Source organism: Paenibacillus sp. FSL K6-1217, assembly GCF_045040735.1.
Lineage (GTDB): Bacteria > Bacillota > Bacilli > Paenibacillales > Paenibacillaceae > Paenibacillus_AQ.
Genome location: NZ_CP150271.1, coordinates 6,788,835 through 6,806,161, shown reverse-complemented (window position 1 = coordinate 6,806,161; position 17,327 = coordinate 6,788,835). Strand labels below are relative to the sequence as shown.

Here is a 17,327-nt window from a genome sequence, read left to right as displayed (position 1 = left end):
ATGTCAGGACCCTCACTGCGCCAGCTGCACGCCCATCATGCCATACATCAGGGCGGACTCTCCGGCGCTGTAGCCAAGACAGAAGAAGTGGAAGAGCTGCTGGCGCTTCAGGAAGTGGAGGTGGCCCGCCAGGCGGCTGACCACTTAATTGAGTACTGGGAGACGCGGATTCTCAGCCATGCCGATGCGGAGGAAGACGGCTTCTACCAGGAGATGACCGGGAAGAAGCCGCATCTATCGGATGCTGTGGTCCGGCTGAAGCGGGATCATGAGCTGCTGCGGATCATCGTGCAGGATGTCAAAAGCACGCTCGCCGAAGACGGCCTCACCTCAGAGGTGCTGCACCAGTTCCACGCCCTGCTGGTGGTGAACGCTATTCATAGCCGGGATGAAGAGCGTCTTCTGTTCGGGGAGTAGCCCCGCCGCTGCTCTCCTGCAGGATGGCACGCAGATCATCTTTGTTCAAGAGCAGGTCCTGAAGCGTGTACTCGCCCAGTACCTGGAGATAGGCGTGCAGGGCCTTGCCCAGCACGCCCTTCAGTCTGCACACCGGAGAGATCGGACAGCTGCCGCCTGAGGGATTGAAGCATTCCACGAGATAGAAATCATCCTCCATCCGGCGCACGACCTCCCCGATATTGATCTTCTCCGGCACAAGCGCAAGCCTGATTCCTCCCCCTCGCCCTCTTACCGTTTCGATATAACCCGCCTTGCCGAGTTCATGCGACACCTTCATCAGATGATTCTTGGAGATGCCGTAGGCGCTGGAGATATCCTGTATAGTGGTCAGCTCTTCCCGCTGCTTCGCTCCAAGATACATGAGGATTCGCAGGGAGTAGTCGGTATATAATGTCAGCCTCATAGTGATGCTCCATTCTGTTTACAAATGCAATGCAGTCAACGGATTCCTGCCGATTATACCAAATCAAGTGGGAAAACAGCATCTATATAATGCCGGTTTGGCCTCTTTGGAAGAATTGTGATTATTTAAGTGCTGTTAATCCAGCTGTTGTCCCGCCAGGACTCTTCTGTAGATCAGCAAGTGGAGAAAATCCACCTATTACCCGCCCCCCTCGAATCCGCTTGTCCGCTATCCAACTATACCACGCCACCTTACATTCCGGCTTAGCCACTGGACAGGAACAGCCGATAAGCGAAGAAGAGCTGAAGAAGAACCCGGCCTCTGTAACAAGCAAGTGTAAACCAACCTACGCACAACATTCCATATGTAAGTGATATTTATTACAAATTTTATCATATTCTTTGTCTAATTTGTTAAAGTGGTATTTTAAATATATCTTTTATCTTCAAAACCGTATATATTAATTTTGTACTATATGGAGAGGGGATGATTGATATTTTATCTAAGCAAGCTCGTGACATTGTCAAATCCACCGCGCCCGTCCTGGCGGAACACGGCACTACTATTACAACAGTGTTCTACAAAAATCTGTTCGAGGCCCACCCGGAACTGCTGAATGTGTTCAACCATGCCAATCAGGCGCAAGGCCGCCAGCAGGCGGCACTGGCTAATGCGGTCTACGCAGCGGCTGTCCATATAGACAACCTTGAGAATATACTCCCGGCGGTAGTTCAGATCGCCCACAAGCATGTCAGTCTCGGCATCAAGCCGGAGCATTACCCGATTGTCGGTGAATTTCTGCTGAAAGCGATCAAGGAAGTGCTGGGCGATGCAGCTACCGATGAGATCCTCACTGCCTGGGAAGCGGCCTACGGCGTCATTGCCGATGCGTTCATCGGCGTGGAAGACAGCATGTACAAGGAAGCGCGGGAGCAGGACAACGGCTGGAACTTCTTCAAGCCTTTTACCGTGGTTCGTAAGGTTCAGGAGAGCGGCAGCATTACCTCCTTCTACCTGAAGCCGGCCGATGGCTCGAATGTACCAGACTATAAACCCGGCCAATACATCTCTGTCCGCGTGCTGATCCCTGGAGAAAAGTACACCATGATCCGCCAGTACAGCCTATCCCAAGCGCCGAAGCCGGATGAATTCCGCATTTCAGTGAAACGCGAGGAGACGAATGACCCGAATGGTGTGGTGTCTGTCTATCTTCATAACGGGGTGAATGAGGGCGATACCGTTGAGGTGAGCGCCCCTGCCGGTGAGTTCCTGCTGGACACTTCCCTAACCACCCCTGTAGCGTTCATCTCGGGCGGCGTAGGCATCACCCCCATGATGAGCATGCTTGAGACTGTGGCTAATGTAACACCGGACCGGCCGGTTGTCTTCCTCCACTCTGCACGAAACGAATCGCTCGCTGCCTTCGGAAAGGATATTGAGAAGCATGCGGCGGCGCTGAGCAACGTCAAGACCAGAACCTTCTTCTCCGGCGGGCCGGATGGCGTAATTACAGGCGAAATTCTGAAGAGCTATATAGATGTTACCGGTGAAGCTTATGTGTGCGGGCCCGTTCCTTTTATGGAAGCCATGATTGGTGAACTGCGGAAGCTCGGAATGACCGAGGCTCAGATTCATTATGAGTTCTTCGGACCGGCCCTGCAGCTAAGCAACGCGTAGATTGTTCATCTAAAAGCGCACGGGCCTCCTGCCGAATTCTAACCGATTCGGAGGAGGCCCGTGTGCTTTTTCAGCGGGAAATCAGCCATTCTTGGAGGACGTTCGCATGGTTATGGACAGGGTCCTTCGCCGCATAGACCAGCGTGACCTTCTGTTCAAGTGCCCGCTCCCGGATCGATTCCGCAAGCCCTGCGCATGCCGGGTTCTCCTCCAGCTCCCTGGTATACCGTTCCTTGAATGCCGTGAACCGCTCCGGCAGGTGGCCGAACCACCGGCGCAGCGCCGGGCTTGGAGCGATATCCTTCATCCACTCGTCAATGGCCGCCTGCTCCTTCGTCACTCCGCGCGCCCACAGCCGGTCCACCAGAATCCGGTAGCCGTCTGCGGGGTCCGCAGGCTCATAGATTCGCTTCAGACCTATAGAGTACGATGCATCAGCAGCCTTGCCGCCGGATAGTTCTCCCATGCCGCATCCCTCCTGCTCACCTCAAAGTACCATTAATATAACATATACCACGGGGGCAAAGCCTGCCGTCTACGACTGGCAGCCCCGCCTGCACGGACGCCGGACCACAGGTAGCGTGCTACCGGGGTGCCAACGCTATTCCGCTATTCCGCTTCAAGAATGTACCGGTTCCAGCGCTGCTGCCAGGCAATATCCTGCCAGAACGGATGATGCGGTGCACAGTTGGAGCATAACGTCATGCCCCAGAAGCCCAGCGCCATCCCCTTGCGCAGTGCATATTCGGCAATGAACTTGCCGACCGGACCTTCCTCGAAGCCTGCATGCAGCGGGGTATAGCCGACATAGCCTTCGCCGATGACCACGGGCAGGCCCGAGTGAGCAGCCCACTCCTGCGCTTCTTCCAGCCGTATGTCCGCTTTTTGCAGCATCGCCAGCTTGTGGGCTCCGTAACGGTCATACAGGTAGAGATCCCATAGATCCGGATCGGCCCAATCATGCAGATAGATCAGCTTCATCCCGACCGGATTGCCCTCCATCCGCCACTTCTGCCCCGCAGGCAGGGTCCATTCCCCGAAGGGCGGAGCGTCTTCCCTCAGCATAGACCGGACAAAAGCATTCGGAAAAGGCAGCTCCTCATGATTCAAACCCGCTGCGTCCATAAGCTCATTCAGCACGCCTTTGAGGTAGAGATGATAGTGGGCCACCTGCAGATTTCGGGCGACATAGGCCTTCGGATAAGCTTCGTTCAGTGTATAGCTGGCCGTGATCAGAACATCGGGATGCTGTTCCCGGAGATAACCCACTGCTTCCTCAATATAAGGCTGCATGGCTTCCAACAATCCCGGCGTATCCGCTTCGCCGATGCCCTGTTCGACACCTACGGCGGTAAGCTGCCCGAACTCCACTTCATTGTGCAGCTCGGCATAGACAATCTGACCGGCGAAGCCTTCCGCCTTGATGAACCGGATAAGCTGGTCCATCGACCGGGCCAGGGTCATGAACCGTTCCCCGGGCGGGATAGCGGCCAGCTCATCCCGCAGCGCGGGATAGGCCAGGAAGCTGGGACTCTGCTGATATTCCCAGGAAGACAGCATAATATAGAGCCCATGTGCCTTGGCCTGTCTGAACAGCTCCAGCAGATGCGCATGTCCGTCCAGCTCGGCGCCGCCGCGGCAGTTATACCAGCGTGTCCGCTGGCCCACTTGCCCCAGACTGCCGAAGTGCAGCGGCCCGGGGCGTCTGCCTTCTGCTGTGAACAACAGGAACGGCATGGCGCAGATCCGGATGGTGTTGTACCCTCTGTCCGCCGCTTCCTTGCATCTTGCCGCCAGATCATGATAAGGCTCGCCCGGCAAGGTCATCGTATACCAGGAGAAATCCCACATGGTGAGGGTAAGCTTGCGCGGTAGCCTGCTCAGTACTGCATCCATTTTTGTCACTCCTTAGGATTCGGTTGAATTACTGATTCAAGTACGGGCCCAATTCCAATTCCAGCTCCAGCACGCTGAAGCCATTAGGACGGCAGACGGTTAGCGTTAGCTCCGGTACAGGAGCGGCAGGCAGCTTGAGGTTCAAGGTACGGACATCTCCGGGCTGCATATCAGGAATCACCTGTACCTGTGCCGCTTCCTCTGCGCCATCTAACAGACACTCTTACATAATAGCCCCGGACGGCATAGCTGGGAATATCCTTCCGGCATTTCAGGGTGACTTCAAGCTCCGTTCCGGTCCGTGCTGGGGCTTCTGTCAGCAGGAGCGGTGAAGAGATCTCACGCAACGCTGCAAAAGAAGGCTTCACCCGGTTATGCACATCCACCACACCATGCACCCTTTGCTTCCATCTCCCCTGCCCGTCTTCTCCCATTTGCGTGCGATAATCATTCAGACTGAAAAAGATCAGAGCGGCGAATTGGGGATACTGGCGGTAGAGCTCTGTTTTGTGCATAAGAATTGCAGTTCTTCTAGGGTCTCCGCCCTCGTACACTGGCTCGCACAGGCCATATTCAGCCACCACCACCGGCTTGTCCGGGCAATCGGCAATGATCTGCCTAATAACCTCATGCTCATCCAGCTCGCCGTGCCAGGTTCCGATATAATCATTCCACATCAGCAGGTCCCCGGCCCCCGTAGCATCGCTGCCCGGCTGCAAATGAATCGTGTTGCTCACATAGTTGATCAGCCGCCGGGAATCCAGCTTGCCGATCTCCTGCTTGAGCTGCTCCATATACCGCCGAGTGGTCTCCGACTGCCCATTCAGCTCGTTCCCCATTCCCCAGGCGATAATACACGGATGATGGGAATGGTCCCTGACCATCTCCTCCGCCTGGGATAAGGCTAACGCCAACGTCTGCTGATCCGGCTCCTCCGGCTGCTGCCAATGCGGGATTTCCTCCTGCACAAGTATTCCGTTGCGGTCGCACCAGTCCAGCAGTTCATGGCCCTGCTGCCAGTGGAAGCGGGTGATCACAGCGTTCGCCTCCTTGAGCCGCTCCAGCATCGCGCCAAGATCCTCCCGCTTCTCGGCCATGCCAACCGCCGGACTCGAACCCGGCATCCATTCTACCCCCATCAGGCGGACTGGCTCGCGGTTCAACCATAGCTCATGCCCCTTGACCACAAGCTCACGGAAACCGAAATTCACGCTCACTTCATCATGAAGCTGTCCGGCCTCCCGGAGGGTGAGCTGAAGCTGATAGAGATGCGGATGATCGAAATGCCATAAGTCCACCGGGAGCCACTCCATCCCTGCAAGCTGCCAGGTCCCGGATTGCGGTGGCAGGAGGCGGTGATCCTCCCATATGGGTGCACCGTCCTTGAAGATCACGGCCCCTATAGTCGCTGAAGCAGAGGGTCCGCATAGCTGCACTTCTGCCAGTAACCGGCCCGACGCCTGCTGGCCCGCTGGTCCAAACCGGACTTCCGGGGAGACGCGGGTATGCTTGACGGCCGTTTGCCCGGTTACTATAAGCTGAACAGGCCGGATGATCCCCCCATCGTCCGCCCAGTCGAAGCTGCGGCCTTGCGGGAGCGCCTGAGCGGCCGGGGAATTATCCGCTTTTACCGTAATCCGGTTCTCCTTGCCGTACAGTATCTGCGCGGTCACTTCCAGCTCAAATGCAGTATAGCCCGAGTTGACATGCGAACCGGCCCTCTGGCCGTTGACCCAGACCACCGCATCACGATAGACGGCTTCAAAATGCAGCCGGAACCGGCTGACGCTCCACTCCTCAGGAATGCTGATACTATACTCATACCACCCGGCCCCCCGGTGCTCCTCCAGACCTTCCTCCACATTCCAAGTATGCGGAACCGCAACCTGCCGTGGAGCAGGCAAGCCTGCGGTCTGCCATTCCTCACGATCCCCTATACCTGCTGTATCCGCTTGAAAGCGCCAGCCTTCGTCCATACTAATCCTATGCCGTCCTGTTGTATGCATACTATGTTGTCCTCCTTCTGCTCAGAGCTGTCCCCGGTTCAGGGCACCGCCGGCCATCCGTCTGTGAACTCCGGCTCCTTGATGATTGGGGTCCAAGGCAAGGGCTGCATCCAGCTCCGCTACCGCTGCTTCATACCGGCCCAGCCCGAGAAGACCGAGGCCCCGCATATAGCGGCAATGAATGACATTGCGCCGGTTGAGGTCATCTTCAAAGACCCGGAAATCCGGCAGCGATACGGCGAAATAGTCCAGCTTGATATCGTCGAAGAGATGACGCTCGGCATAATCGATCAATATATTGAAGCGGCGTTTTGCCTCCCTGGGATTCTGAAGCTTGAGCCAGGCCAGCCCCTGGTAGAAAATCATCTCCGGCGGCTGGTCATTGTAGAACACTGCGCTTGCCGGCTCAGCCAGACCTTGTGAAGCCAACCCGAAGCAGTGGACAGCCTCTTGTCCGCGCTGAAGTCCTTCGTATACCCTGCCAAGGTCATAATAGATATTATTCTCCTGCGCCCCCTCCAGCCTGCCCTCGCCCAGATTAAGCGGGTAGACCAGTGCCAGCCGGAAATGCTCCAGCGCGGCCTCGTATCGTTCGTTCTCCAGCGCCTGTCGGCCAAGCCCGGCATGGGCGAATTTGTATTGCCCGGTGACCTTGCCCTCTCCGCCCTCCCAGGGATGGAAATTACGCAAACTTAATGCCTTGGCCGCCTCTTCATAACGCTCCAGATCGTTAAGCAGCGTCACATATTCGATATACAGATCATCCCGCTGCTCCACCAGACCGCGCTGTGCTTCAAGATCACGCAGGCGTTCCCCGGCAGACCACGCGAGCTTCTTGCGCAGCTGGTCCAGCTCATACAGAATGCGCGCATCCTGCGGCGCACAGGCGAAGGCCTGCTCCAGTGAAGCGAGCGCCGCCTCAGGATTGTTCTGCTTGTTGTAATAGGCCAGCGCCAGATTACGGTGAACGATGGCGAAATCCCCTCTCAGTTCACGCGAACGCTCCCAGCTCGCCGCCGCTTCCGCCGGCCGCTTTTTGTCATAATAGAGATTGCCGAGATAATAATGGGCCTTGTCGTCAAAAGGATTCGCCCGGACGGCGCTTAACAGCCATTCCAGCTCGGACAGGGTGTTCGGGAAGCAGTACAGCGGACGGGCTGCTTGTCCCTTGCGGCGGGCCTCCCGTGCTTGCCCGGCTTGTCCTGTACGCTCATATATTTCGCCAAGGGCATAATACAGCATCGGATAGACGGATTCGGTGACGGATACGGATTCGGTTTCAGTTTCGGATTCGGATGCTCCGTGTTTGACTGCCCTCTGCCCTACGGCAAGAGCTTCCGCATATAGTCCGCAGTCCATATAATCCGCCATAAGATTAAGGTAGTTGTGTGCGTCACCACGCATAAGCCGCTCTAATTCTGTCAGCATCTCTTCTGCCCCGGCAGGGTCCTCCAGTGCTGCAAGGGCCAGAGCCAGTTCGTTATAGGCGCCGCAATCTGCTCGATCAAGCTGCATGGTCCCGCTGGCGAATTCCTTCGCCCGCCCCGGCTGGCCAAGTCTGCGGAGCAATGCGGACTTGAGATTCCTCGCCTTATAATTACGCGCATTGCGGATCAGCGCACGCTCCGCCAGCTCCAGCGCCTCGGCATAGCGGCCCTTCCGGCAGGCAATCTGAGCGAGCGAGAAATACCCCGCATCCTGCCAGGCTGCCGACCATACGGCTTTGTAATAAGCGGCAAATGCCTCATCCAGGCGGTTCTGGCCGCGCAGGGCCACCCCCAGCTGATAATAAGCTTCACTGTCATACGGGTTAGGGTTGCGCGAGCTCAGACGTTCAATGGCCCGGCGGAAGAGCGGCTCACTCTGCACGAATTGCCCGCGGCGGAGCAGCAGCGTACCATACGCCACATTCAGCCGGATATCCCCGCTGTCCCGCTTCAGCCCTTCCAGATAATAGGCCTCCGGCTCAAAGGTGGCATGCCGGTACTGCTCCAGATGCAGGCCCGCCAGATACAGCTCCTCTGCTGAGCGCAGCTCTTCCGGCGCTGGCAGCGGCTTCGCCGCCTCAGGGATGCGCGCGATCTCCGGCCGCTTCGCCTGATAGGCGACCAGCAGCCTGCCCTCTGCACTATGGACCGTCAGCTTGAGGTCATGCTCCTGCTCTCCATGGTCCAGCTGAACCGTTCGCTCTATCGCCTCTGCCGGAGACAGATCTATAGTCTCCCGCAGATACTCGCTAGCAGCTCCGCTTAAGCGGATAACACCCTGTTCTAGGCGTGACGTCACATATACTTTCACCACCGCCTGAGCGGATTCCGCGTCAACCTCCAGATTGACCGCTGCGTCTTCCGAGGCATTTTTCACCAGACCGATACCCTTATACGGCATGAAATACTGGGTGAAGCTCTTCTCCTCATACGGCTGCAGCCAGGTGAAGTCAGGCTGATTATCGGTGTACACGCCTGTCATAAGTTCAATATAGGGCCCGTCTTCGTCAGTCAACTGGCGGTCCCAGGCCTGGCCGAACTTACCGTTCCCCCAGGTCCATTGCTTCTTTCCCGGCGAGATATGATGATTGGCCACATGCAGCAGCCCTGCCCGGACTCCGTGATCATAGCCGCCGACGAAATTATAATCCGATTTGTAGGCCATATAGGAGGTCGGAACCGGAATATTCTTATAGCGGGAGATGTCCACGCCTTCCGAATAATCCTGTTTGTAGTAGGTGCCGGTCGCAATAGGGAAGCGCGATACATCCCTTTTACCGTGATCGAAGACGGCTGTAACATCAGGCGGAAAAACAGACTGCGTCTGATCATTGACCGCAACCGCCGGATTGGCCCACCAGAGGAAGGTCTGCGGCTGCGGCGTCCGGTTGTAGCACTGGGCTTGAACCTCCAGATAGGCTCTCCCTGGATAGAGTCTGAATGCAGCCGTTACTTTCGTCCCATACATCCGGTCAATCTCGCTCACCCATACGGTAGCGCTTCCATCCGCAGCAGACCCGTATTTATACTCTACAGGTCCGAATGTATTCGGGCGGTGATGCTGCGGCCAGTTAAACTCAATGCCCCCGGAGATCCAGGGGCCCGCCAGACCGACCAGCGCGGGCTTGATTACTCGGTTATAATAGATAAAATCATAATTATTCGTCTTATCGAGCGCCCGGTAGATCCGCCCTCCAAGCTCCGGCATGATCTCTATGCGGAGATATTCATTCTCCAGAACAATCAGCTTGTACGTTCTATCCCGCTTCACATCCGAGATGCTCTCAATCACAGGATGCGGGTATACACGCCCTGAACTGCCTTGATAGACTCTTTTCTCCAGAAACATAGGATTCGGATCAGCAGCACCCGCCTCATAAGTGGGTATAACCACACTGGTCTCTCGTACCTGCACCCGGTCTGTGTTGTCGGCGCTGTGCGTGTTGTTCGCTCTGTCGGCGCTGTCCGCGTTACTCCCGGCCACCTCCGGTGTATAACCACTAGCTGCTCGCTCCATGCCTTCACTGCCTCCCTTAACTCGATACTTCTACTGTAGCCTCTGGCCGGAAAGGTTCCAATTGACGAAATGCGGGAAGTGATGGATTATATTCTTATTCTGTGCAAGCTTAGATTTCGGGCGTCACTGCAGTGAATATACACTTTCTCGGCCGCTGGTTGGGGTTGGGGATCAGCCGCTGTTTGTGATCGGATTGCTCTTTGCCTAAATCCTGCCCATAATGCAACATTCCGTCTCTGAATTCAGCCATAAACCGGAAATGTTGCACAAAAAGCAACATCTGTCCTCCTTCCGGCGGCCAAACGGGGAAATTCCTGCATTTTGTGCAACAATCCACTCTGCCACCCCTTATCCGGGAGTCAAAATTGCAAAATGTGCAACATTTTCATCATCTTAGCATCTCAACGCCGAAGCATCTCAGCATTCCAGCATCCCAGCACCGAACCATCTCAGCATTGCAACATTCTCAGCATCTCAGCATTTCCTCTATTCAGCCTCTACAGCTCCATAAAATCTCAATTCCACTTTGCAAGCGGCTATCCTGTTCTAGGCCTTCGGATGAATGTGCTGGTGTCGGCGGGCAGGGATTGGAAAGTTAGTTGTTGGGCCAGAGTCTAACGTGTGGTTTATATACGATCTATCGGGAGGGGAAGCGGCATGAATGATGGTAATATCCGCAAGCCGGAAGGATTCGAGGAGGAGAAGCTGTACGTGCTGCCGGAGTACTGGATGAAGGAGTTGGAGCAGGAGGAGCTGACCGCCTCCTTGTTCATTACGGACATTGGTTACTTCCCGAATGCCCGGTATCATTTCAGGGAACGGCTGGAAGGCAGCCCCTCGCATATCTTGATCTTGTGTGAAGCGGGGCAGGGCTGGGTGGAGCTGAACCACGGGGAGCCGATGACCCTGCAGCCGGGGGACATGATGATTATTCCTCCAGGCACACCGCACCGGTACGGGGCCATGCAGGAGGAGCCATGGAGCATTTACTGGTTTCATTTCAAAGGAAATCACGCGGATCGGCTGGTGAAGCTGTTCGGATTATCCGGTGTCCCCCTCGCCCTAGCCCCGAGCGGCAAGGCCCGGATCATCGAATGGTTCGTCCCTGCCTATGAGCTGCTGGCTGAGCGGACCTATGCCCTGGCTACCCATGTGCATATCGCCCAGACGGTTAGACAACTGCTCTCCGGGATTGGCCTCAATACCGGGAAGTCGGCTCAGGAGAAGAAGCGGGAGACCTATCTGGAACAGGCAATCCAGTATATGAACGGACGGCTAAACAGCACACTCACCTTGCCTGAGCTGGCGAAGCATGCCGGCGTGTCGAAGCAGCATCTGATCTATATCTTCAACGCCGAGACCGGGGTCTCCCCGATCGAGTATTTCCTGCGGCTCAAAATCCAGCGGGCAGGCCATCTGCTCGATCTTACCGAACTCAGCATTAAGGAGGTCGGCTCCGCCGTAGGGATCAACGACCCTTATTATTTCTCCCGGCTGTTCAAGAAGATTTCGGGGTTCTCTCCCTCCAGTTACCGCAGAATTCCGAAGGGCTGAAGCCGGACCGGAGCCGCTTTTCTTATCCGTACCGCAGGCTGCAGGCTTTAATCTACCAGCCTCTGTCATTTTCGGAAAAGAGTGAATCCGCTCCGCCCCTGCTTCCGCCGCCGCCAGAACCGGTATCCTCTGCGGACCGTCTCCAGGATCAGACGGGGAACCGGAAATACGCGGCGGGAGGCCACCGGCCGGTACAGCCGGTAATACATCCGCTTGTAGTCCTCCCACATGCTGCAATCGTCATCCTTCAGGAAATCGGAAACATCGACAATCAGTCCCCGGCCGTCCCGGAGCATGACATTCTTGGCGTGGATATCATGCGGGCGCAGTCCCCGGGTCCTGGCATACTGAAGCGCGTCGTCAATGTCTTCAATGGCCTGTCCGGTAATGAGAATCCCGCGTTGCATGGAATCGTAGAAGGTGACGCCTCCCAGCCTTTTGAGGACCAGAAAATCCGCTCCGGCATAATAGCATTCCGAGAAAGCCGGATGCTGCCCGAGGCGGCGGTACACCTCTGTTTCCTCCTCAATCCCCGGCCTGCCCGGCGCATAGATCTTCACTGCGTATGCCTCAGCCCCCTGACGGCAGAAGACAGCCGCGTAATTCCCGGTTCCGAGTACCTGCCAGGGCCCGGGCACACCGCTGACCTTCACCGGCTCCAGCGGATTCACGCTCTCTATCCTAACCTGTCCCAGCAGCTCGCCCGTGATCTGCTCCAGCAGCTTGTCCATCCTTCTCACCCCGCAGCTCCATTCAGTTATGATTCTAGTAAGCTTAGTGTACGCCAAAAAGCAGAGATCAGCTAATCTCTGTCCGCTGAATACAAAAAGAACCGGGCATCTCTGCCCGGTTCTTTCTGAATTTTGCACTGAGCTAAGCTGCATCCAGCCCGCTTAAGCCTATTACTTCGCAGCCTGATAAGCGGCCAGGAATTCCTTAACCTTGGCCGGATCGGCCTTCAGCTCATTTCCGGTGTCGATCAGCGGGCTGAGGGTGGAGACTGCCTTGATTTTTTTCCCGTTATAGAAGGCCAGAATCTCATCCTGATTGATGGAGTAGAGCACCGCCTTGCGGAGATCCACGCTGCTTGCCACATCCCGGTTCTTCGTGTTGAACAGCAGGTAGCTCATGGCGTTGCTCGGAATGCTCTTGAGCTGCAGCTTGCTGTCGCCTTCCACCACCTCATATTTCGTCTCAGGCACGCCATAGTAGACATGGATTTCACCGCTGCGCAGGGCAGACAGGGTGCTGTCAGCGTCGGCAATAAAGCGTACGTTCACCTGATTGATCAGCGCTTCGTTGTCTGTACCTTTTTGATAGGCAGGGTTCTTGAGGAAGACTCCTTCATAGTCATTCTTATAAGACAGGATGTAAGGACCGCTGGCATACAGCTTATTGTCGTATTTGGCGCCTTCCGTTACCGTATTCTGGTCACCGTAAGGGATGTCCTTGTTCACATCGAACTTGGCAACATCATAGGTGTTGATGCTCTCAACCTGCTTCTTGGAGACAATCCCGGCGGATTGGTGGGCCAGATAGTTCAGCACCTGCGGAAAAGGCTCGGTTGTCGTCAGCTTGATCACCTGATATTTTCCCTGCTTGTTGTCAGCCTGCTTCTTGTCGCTCACAAGCCCTGAGATCGGCGCTTCCAGGCCTTGCTCCAGCGCTTCCTTAACGGTTCCCTTGCCGCCTGCCTGCTTGATGGAGCCCAGGGCGTTCAGGTCCGTGAATACCTCAACCGTCTTAATATGCTCATGCAGGCTGTACGTACGGTGATCCGGCACAGAATCCTTGTTCTTGGCCCGGTCCAGGGAGAACACGACATCGTCGCCGCCGACACGTTCGCCGGTATCTACAGCTTTTTTGTTATCGATCTTGGCGAAATTAATATCATCCCGGAGAATGAAATAGTAGTCCTGGTTGCCGTCTGCAATGCTATAGTTGCGGGACAGCGAAGCGTCAGAGGTGATCTTGTCATCATCTGTCAGATTGACCAGGCGCACATACATATTCGTATTAAGCTGGTTGATCGAGCCGTCATTGCCCTTGATCGGGTCCAGGGACGTCAGGTTGGAGAGTGCCTGTGCGAGAATCAGCGGAGTGGTCGCCCGTTTCGCCTGGTCCACGAAATCGATGTCCTCCCAGGCCAGTGCCCGGGATTTGGACAGTCTTACCGAGTCGGGTTTGAGCACCTCTTTGTTGACCGCCTGGCTCTTCATGGAGATATACAGCGGAGCAATGCGGGCTTCATCGAAGACGAGGCGCTGCTCGAAATCCTTGTATGTCTGCACATATTCTTCCGGCGTCTGGGCAGCGGCCTTGTTAATCAGGGCATCCAGCTCGGCATCGGACTGGATACTGTAATCCCCGCCGGTGGTGAACAGCGATCTTACCGCATAATCGGGGTTCCCGGTAACGGTTGTCCAGCCGGAGAGGGAGACATCATAGTTGCCTGCATCCTCCTGGGCCTTGAAGCTGGCGTAATCAGGCTGGACATTCAGCTTGACGTTGAATCCGTTCTTGGTGAGCTGATCCCGGACAATGTTCATGTCAGACTCATTGCTGCTCATGCCAAGCACTTCAATATTGACCGGTGTGCCGTCGCCCGCAGGCGCTGAGGCCGGTGCTTCCGAGGAAGCCGGTTCAGCCGTCTTTCCGGCTGTATTCGATTTGGTTGCTACGGAGCATCCGCTAAGGATCAGAACCAGCGTCAGCAGCAGAACCAGTGTAGATTTTGTTTTCATTACAATTTCCTCCCCAGTGGTATATATATAGTTTCTCTATGAAAAACGTCGGCTTAAGACGCATTTTCCGAAGCTGCGGTTAATCCATCTTGGGATCAAGCGCATCGCGCAGTCCGTCGCCGAAGAAGTTGAACGACAACACCAGTGCAATAATCGCCAGTCCCGGGAAAATCGCCAGATAGGAGTTGGTCTCCAGGTACGTGCTGCCCAGCTTGAGAATATTGCCCCATTCCGGGATATGCGGTTCGATCCCCAGACCCAGAAAGCTGAGGCTGCTCGTGGATATGACCGCGCCGCCGATGGTTAAGGTCGCCTTGACAATCATCGGAGCCAGTGAATTCGGAACGATATGCTTGAAGATAATCGCTGAATGGCTGGAGCCGAAGGCCCGCGCGGCATCTACGTATTCATAGGTGGAGACCTGAAGCACACTCGCCCGCATCGTCCGGGCATAGGTCGGGATAGCCCCGACGCTGAGCGCCAGAATCAGATTGACCGTATTGGCGCCGAAGGCGGCAATAATCGCAATCGCCAGCAGAATGCCCGGAATGGCATACAGCACATCCAGCGCACGCATGATGATGTTGTCGGTATAACGTCCGTAATAGCCGGATACCGCTCCCAGCACGCCACCTAATAACAGCGGGAGAACCGTAGACATCACCCCGACAATCAGGGAGATCCGCGCCCCGAAAATAATCCGTGTAAACAGGCAGCGGCCGAAATTGTCCGTGCCCAGCGGATACGCCAGGGACGGCTTCTGCAGAATCAGCGAATAATTGTTGTCTACCGCCATGCCGTAATCGAAGGTGACATAACTGCATACAGAGACGGAGAACAGGAAAGCGATGAACAGCAGTCCCAGCATCGCTGTCGTGTTACGGGTCAGCCGCTCCAGCACATCCTCCCATCCGGCCACGGCCGGGTTGTCCCGGTTACGGATTCGGACCAGCAGAATAATGCCCAGTGCCAGCGCGAACAAATTACCGGTCAGCGAGGTGAGGAGCAGCGGATACGCTGCCCAGGCCATCCTCCGGGGAATCTGGCGGCGGCGGACGAATCTGGCGGTCAGCACGACCACAAGCAGATGGAACGCGGCTACCGCCAGCAGGATGAACATTCCTGTGAGGAAGGTGTCCGCAACGTATGGCTTGTAGAGGTTCAAGGCCGAGACGGCAATCACCCCTAGCTGCGTCAGCAGCGTGTACACGGCCAGCGTGTACTCCGGTGACTTGCGCTTACGGATCAGCTGGAGGGCTGCCGTCACCAGGAATACATTGCCGGTCATAAGGCTGAGGAGCTGGACATAGCCCAAAGCCCGGGTTCGGCTGCGGATCTCTCCATGGGCGATCAGATCTCTGCGGATCAGCAGCGTAACCAGCACCTGTAGCAGCGTGAAGAATCCATAGGCCATAGCGGCCATTCCTATATAAGGCTTGATGGCCTGGCTCTCCCAGTCATAGCTGCTCAGCAGCAGGACCAGTGTGATAATAAGCGACCCCACCCAGGCAAAGCCTGCCTGCCGGTAATCCGGGGAGGCCGTGAGTCTAAGCTGTGCTGCGCGCCGGTCAGCGTTAGTGTTAACCATGAATGTCACCTGCTATCAGTATTGTTTCATCCGGGACCGGATTCGCGGGTCCACAAAAGCGTATAGAATATCGATCAATGCATTGATTAAGGAAATGGTAATGGCCGTATAGACCACCCCGCCCATAATGGCCGGAATGTCAGGGATAAACTGCTTATCGACGATATAGCTGCCGAGTCCGCTGATGTTGAATACTTTCTCGGTTACGGCAGCCCCGCCGAGCATCGCGCCGAATTGCAGGCCGATGACCGTGACAATCGGGATCAGTGCATTACGTACGGCATGCTTCAGCAGCACCTTGCGTTTGCTGAGGCCCTTGGCCGTGGCTGTGATAATGTAATCTTCATGGATAACCTCCAGGGTGGACGCCCGGGTCATCCGGGCAATCGCCGCCGTGAGCCCCGTCCCGAGGACCACCACCGGCATAATGAAGGTCATCCAGTTCCCCGGATTGAATGTCGCCGGCAGCCATTGCAGCTTGATGGAGAAGCCGAGGATGAAGACCAGCCCTTGCCAGAAGCTAGGGATCGACAAGCCGATTAAGGCAATCAGCATGAAGGTATAATCGAACCAGGAGTTGGGCCGTGCTGCCGAGATAATCCCGATGGGAATGGCAATGATCACAGCCATCAGCAGGGAGAACAGCGTCAGCTCCAGCGTAACCGGGAATTTGCGGCCGATGGCCGACACAATCTCTTCGTTCCCCGCAAAAGATTTGCCGAGATCGAACATCGCTATCCCTTTGACATTGTCCCATAGCTGCACCAGATACGGCTGATCCAGCCCGTATACCCTGTTGAATTCGACGATCTGGGCATCGGTAGCCGTCTGGCCGAGAATATTGACCGCTGGATCGAATGGTGAGATATATAATATAGTAAATACAAGCACTGCCACTCCGAAAATAACAAATACCGTCATAACCAATCTTTCAAATATGTATTTGAGATACGGGCTGCTATAGAGCCAGATCAACAGATATAGCGGCAGTCCGGGAATGAACGATAACGGTAAAAATAACGGATGATGCAGCAGGGTCCGAAAGGTGTGAATGAACGTTGAGCGGGCCAGCCCCTGCTCCTGCAGCCTGCGGTCTGCCCGCTCGGCAGCCACACTCTCGAACCGTTCTGCCGTCAGCTTCTGCGCCTCTGCCTCAAGTCCGGCTTCCGTAAGCTTCTCCCCGAAGAAGCTGGCCTTACTGTGCAGCTGCGCCTTGAAATCCGAATGCAGCTTCTCTTGAAGCCCTGAAGCCAGCAGCTCCTCCCGGGTCTCCCGCAGGACGGAAGTATGAACATCTCCGGCCTTACGGGCACGGTGGACGAGCAGCGTGAACAGATTCACAGGCGCGCCGAGGATCAGGGCGAAATAACGGTATGAGGCGTTCTGCAGCAGTTTGCTGTACGAATCGCCTATGGCCTCTGCAATAGGCATGCCCCCACTTTTTGCCGCCTCCATAGGACCTGTCCTCCTTATCTTCCAATTTCAATTTGTACTAT

Annotated in this window: 13 protein-coding genes; 3 read left to right on the top strand and 10 right to left on the bottom strand. The window is 55.8% G+C overall.

The features are described 5' to 3' along the window. On the top strand, positions 1-417 hold the full coding sequence (locus MHH28_RS29980) for a hemerythrin domain-containing protein (RefSeq protein WP_405108767.1): 417 nt from the start codon (positions 1-3) through the stop codon (positions 415-417). On the opposite strand, the gene MHH28_RS29975 is transcribed toward MHH28_RS29980, so the two are convergent. Continuing rightward, positions 374-862 carry an RrF2 family transcriptional regulator gene (locus MHH28_RS29975; protein WP_405108764.1) on the bottom strand — a complete coding sequence of 163 codons (489 nt, stop codon included), beginning with the start codon at positions 860-862 and terminating at the stop codon, positions 374-376. The two genes, MHH28_RS29980 and MHH28_RS29975, sit on opposite strands and share 44 nt — an antisense overlap. Before the next feature lie 495 nt (positions 863-1,357). Here MHH28_RS29975 and hmpA point away from each other — a divergent pair, with 495 nt between their 5' ends. After that, positions 1,358-2,539 carry an NO-inducible flavohemoprotein gene (gene hmpA / locus MHH28_RS29970; RefSeq protein WP_405117320.1) on the top strand — a complete coding sequence of 394 codons (1,182 nt, stop codon included), beginning with the start codon at positions 1,358-1,360 and terminating at the stop codon, positions 2,537-2,539. A 70-nt stretch (positions 2,540-2,609) separates the two neighbouring features. Here hmpA and MHH28_RS29965 read toward each other — a convergent pair whose 3' ends face one another. The 5 genes from MHH28_RS29965 to MHH28_RS29945 form a co-directional block, all read right to left on the bottom strand. Then, entirely contained in the window at positions 2,610-3,005 is a 396-nt protein-coding gene (locus MHH28_RS29965) for a DUF488 domain-containing protein (RefSeq protein ID WP_405108761.1), read from the bottom strand. 143 nt (positions 3,006-3,148) lie between these two features. Next, positions 3,149-4,435, bottom strand: a complete 1,287-nt coding sequence (locus MHH28_RS29960; RefSeq protein ID WP_405108758.1) for a cellulase-like family protein — start codon at positions 4,433-4,435, stop codon at positions 3,149-3,151. 28 nt (positions 4,436-4,463) lie between these two features. Continuing rightward, complete coding sequence (locus MHH28_RS29955; RefSeq protein WP_405108755.1) at positions 4,464-4,604, bottom strand: hypothetical protein; 141 nt, start codon at positions 4,602-4,604, stop codon at positions 4,464-4,466. A 1-nt stretch (position 4,605) separates the two neighbouring features. Then, positions 4,606-6,441, bottom strand: coding sequence for a glycoside hydrolase family 2 protein (locus MHH28_RS29950; protein WP_405108752.1), 1,836 nt, complete (start codon positions 6,439-6,441; stop codon positions 4,606-4,608). A gap of 21 nt (positions 6,442-6,462) precedes the next feature. Continuing rightward, entirely contained in the window at positions 6,463-9,945 is a 3,483-nt protein-coding gene (locus MHH28_RS29945) for a DUF5107 domain-containing protein (protein WP_405108749.1), read from the bottom strand. A 657-nt stretch (positions 9,946-10,602) separates the two neighbouring features. Between MHH28_RS29945 and MHH28_RS29940 the strand changes: the two genes are divergently transcribed. After that, on the top strand, positions 10,603-11,499 hold the full coding sequence (locus MHH28_RS29940; RefSeq protein WP_405108746.1) for a helix-turn-helix domain-containing protein: 897 nt from the start codon (positions 10,603-10,605) through the stop codon (positions 11,497-11,499). Between the two features lie 65 nt (positions 11,500-11,564). Here MHH28_RS29940 and MHH28_RS29935 read toward each other — a convergent pair whose 3' ends face one another. The 4 genes from MHH28_RS29935 to MHH28_RS29920 all read right to left on the bottom strand — a co-directional run bounded on the left by MHH28_RS29935 (position 11,565) and on the right by MHH28_RS29920 (position 17,286). Further along, a complete protein-coding gene (locus MHH28_RS29935) occupies positions 11,565-12,230 on the bottom strand; it encodes a serine/threonine protein kinase (protein WP_405117318.1) in 666 nt (221 codons plus the stop codon). Positions 12,231-12,401: 171 nt separating this feature from the next. After that, positions 12,402-14,243 carry an ABC transporter substrate-binding protein gene (locus MHH28_RS29930; protein WP_405108743.1) on the bottom strand — a complete coding sequence of 614 codons (1,842 nt, stop codon included), beginning with the start codon at positions 14,241-14,243 and terminating at the stop codon, positions 12,402-12,404. 79 nt (positions 14,244-14,322) lie between these two features. Further along, on the bottom strand, positions 14,323-15,831 hold the full coding sequence (locus MHH28_RS29925; RefSeq protein ID WP_405108740.1) for an ABC transporter permease: 1,509 nt from the start codon (positions 15,829-15,831) through the stop codon (positions 14,323-14,325). A gap of 15 nt (positions 15,832-15,846) precedes the next feature. Further along, positions 15,847-17,286, bottom strand: a complete 1,440-nt coding sequence (locus MHH28_RS29920) for an ABC transporter permease (RefSeq protein ID WP_405108737.1) — start codon at positions 17,284-17,286, stop codon at positions 15,847-15,849. Positions 17,287-17,327: the final 41 nt, after the last annotated feature.

Coding starts and splice junctions, on each gene's coding strand:
- MHH28_RS29980 (WP_405108767.1), top strand. CDS start 1: ATGTCAGGACCCTCACTGCGCCAGCTGCACGCCCATCATGCCATACAT.
- MHH28_RS29975 (WP_405108764.1), bottom strand. CDS start 862: ATGAGGCTGACATTATATACCGACTACTCCCTGCGAATCCTCATGTAT.
- MHH28_RS29965 (WP_405108761.1), bottom strand. CDS start 3,005: ATGGGAGAACTATCCGGCGGCAAGGCTGCTGATGCATCGTACTCTATA.
- MHH28_RS29960 (WP_405108758.1), bottom strand. CDS start 4,435: ATGGATGCAGTACTGAGCAGGCTACCGCGCAAGCTTACCCTCACCATG.
- MHH28_RS29955 (WP_405108755.1), bottom strand. CDS start 4,604: ATGCAGCCCGGAGATGTCCGTACCTTGAACCTCAAGCTGCCTGCCGCT.
- MHH28_RS29950 (WP_405108752.1), bottom strand. CDS start 6,441: ATGCATACAACAGGACGGCATAGGATTAGTATGGACGAAGGCTGGCGC.
- MHH28_RS29945 (WP_405108749.1), bottom strand. CDS start 9,945: ATGGAGCGAGCAGCTAGTGGTTATACACCGGAGGTGGCCGGGAGTAAC.
- MHH28_RS29940 (WP_405108746.1), top strand. CDS start 10,603: ATGAATGATGGTAATATCCGCAAGCCGGAAGGATTCGAGGAGGAGAAG.
- MHH28_RS29935 (WP_405117318.1), bottom strand. CDS start 12,230: ATGGACAAGCTGCTGGAGCAGATCACGGGCGAGCTGCTGGGACAGGTT.
- MHH28_RS29930 (WP_405108743.1), bottom strand. CDS start 14,243: ATGAAAACAAAATCTACACTGGTTCTGCTGCTGACGCTGGTTCTGATC.
- MHH28_RS29925 (WP_405108740.1), bottom strand. CDS start 15,831: ATGGTTAACACTAACGCTGACCGGCGCGCAGCACAGCTTAGACTCACG.
- MHH28_RS29920 (WP_405108737.1), bottom strand. CDS start 17,286: ATGGAGGCGGCAAAAAGTGGGGGCATGCCTATTGCAGAGGCCATAGGC.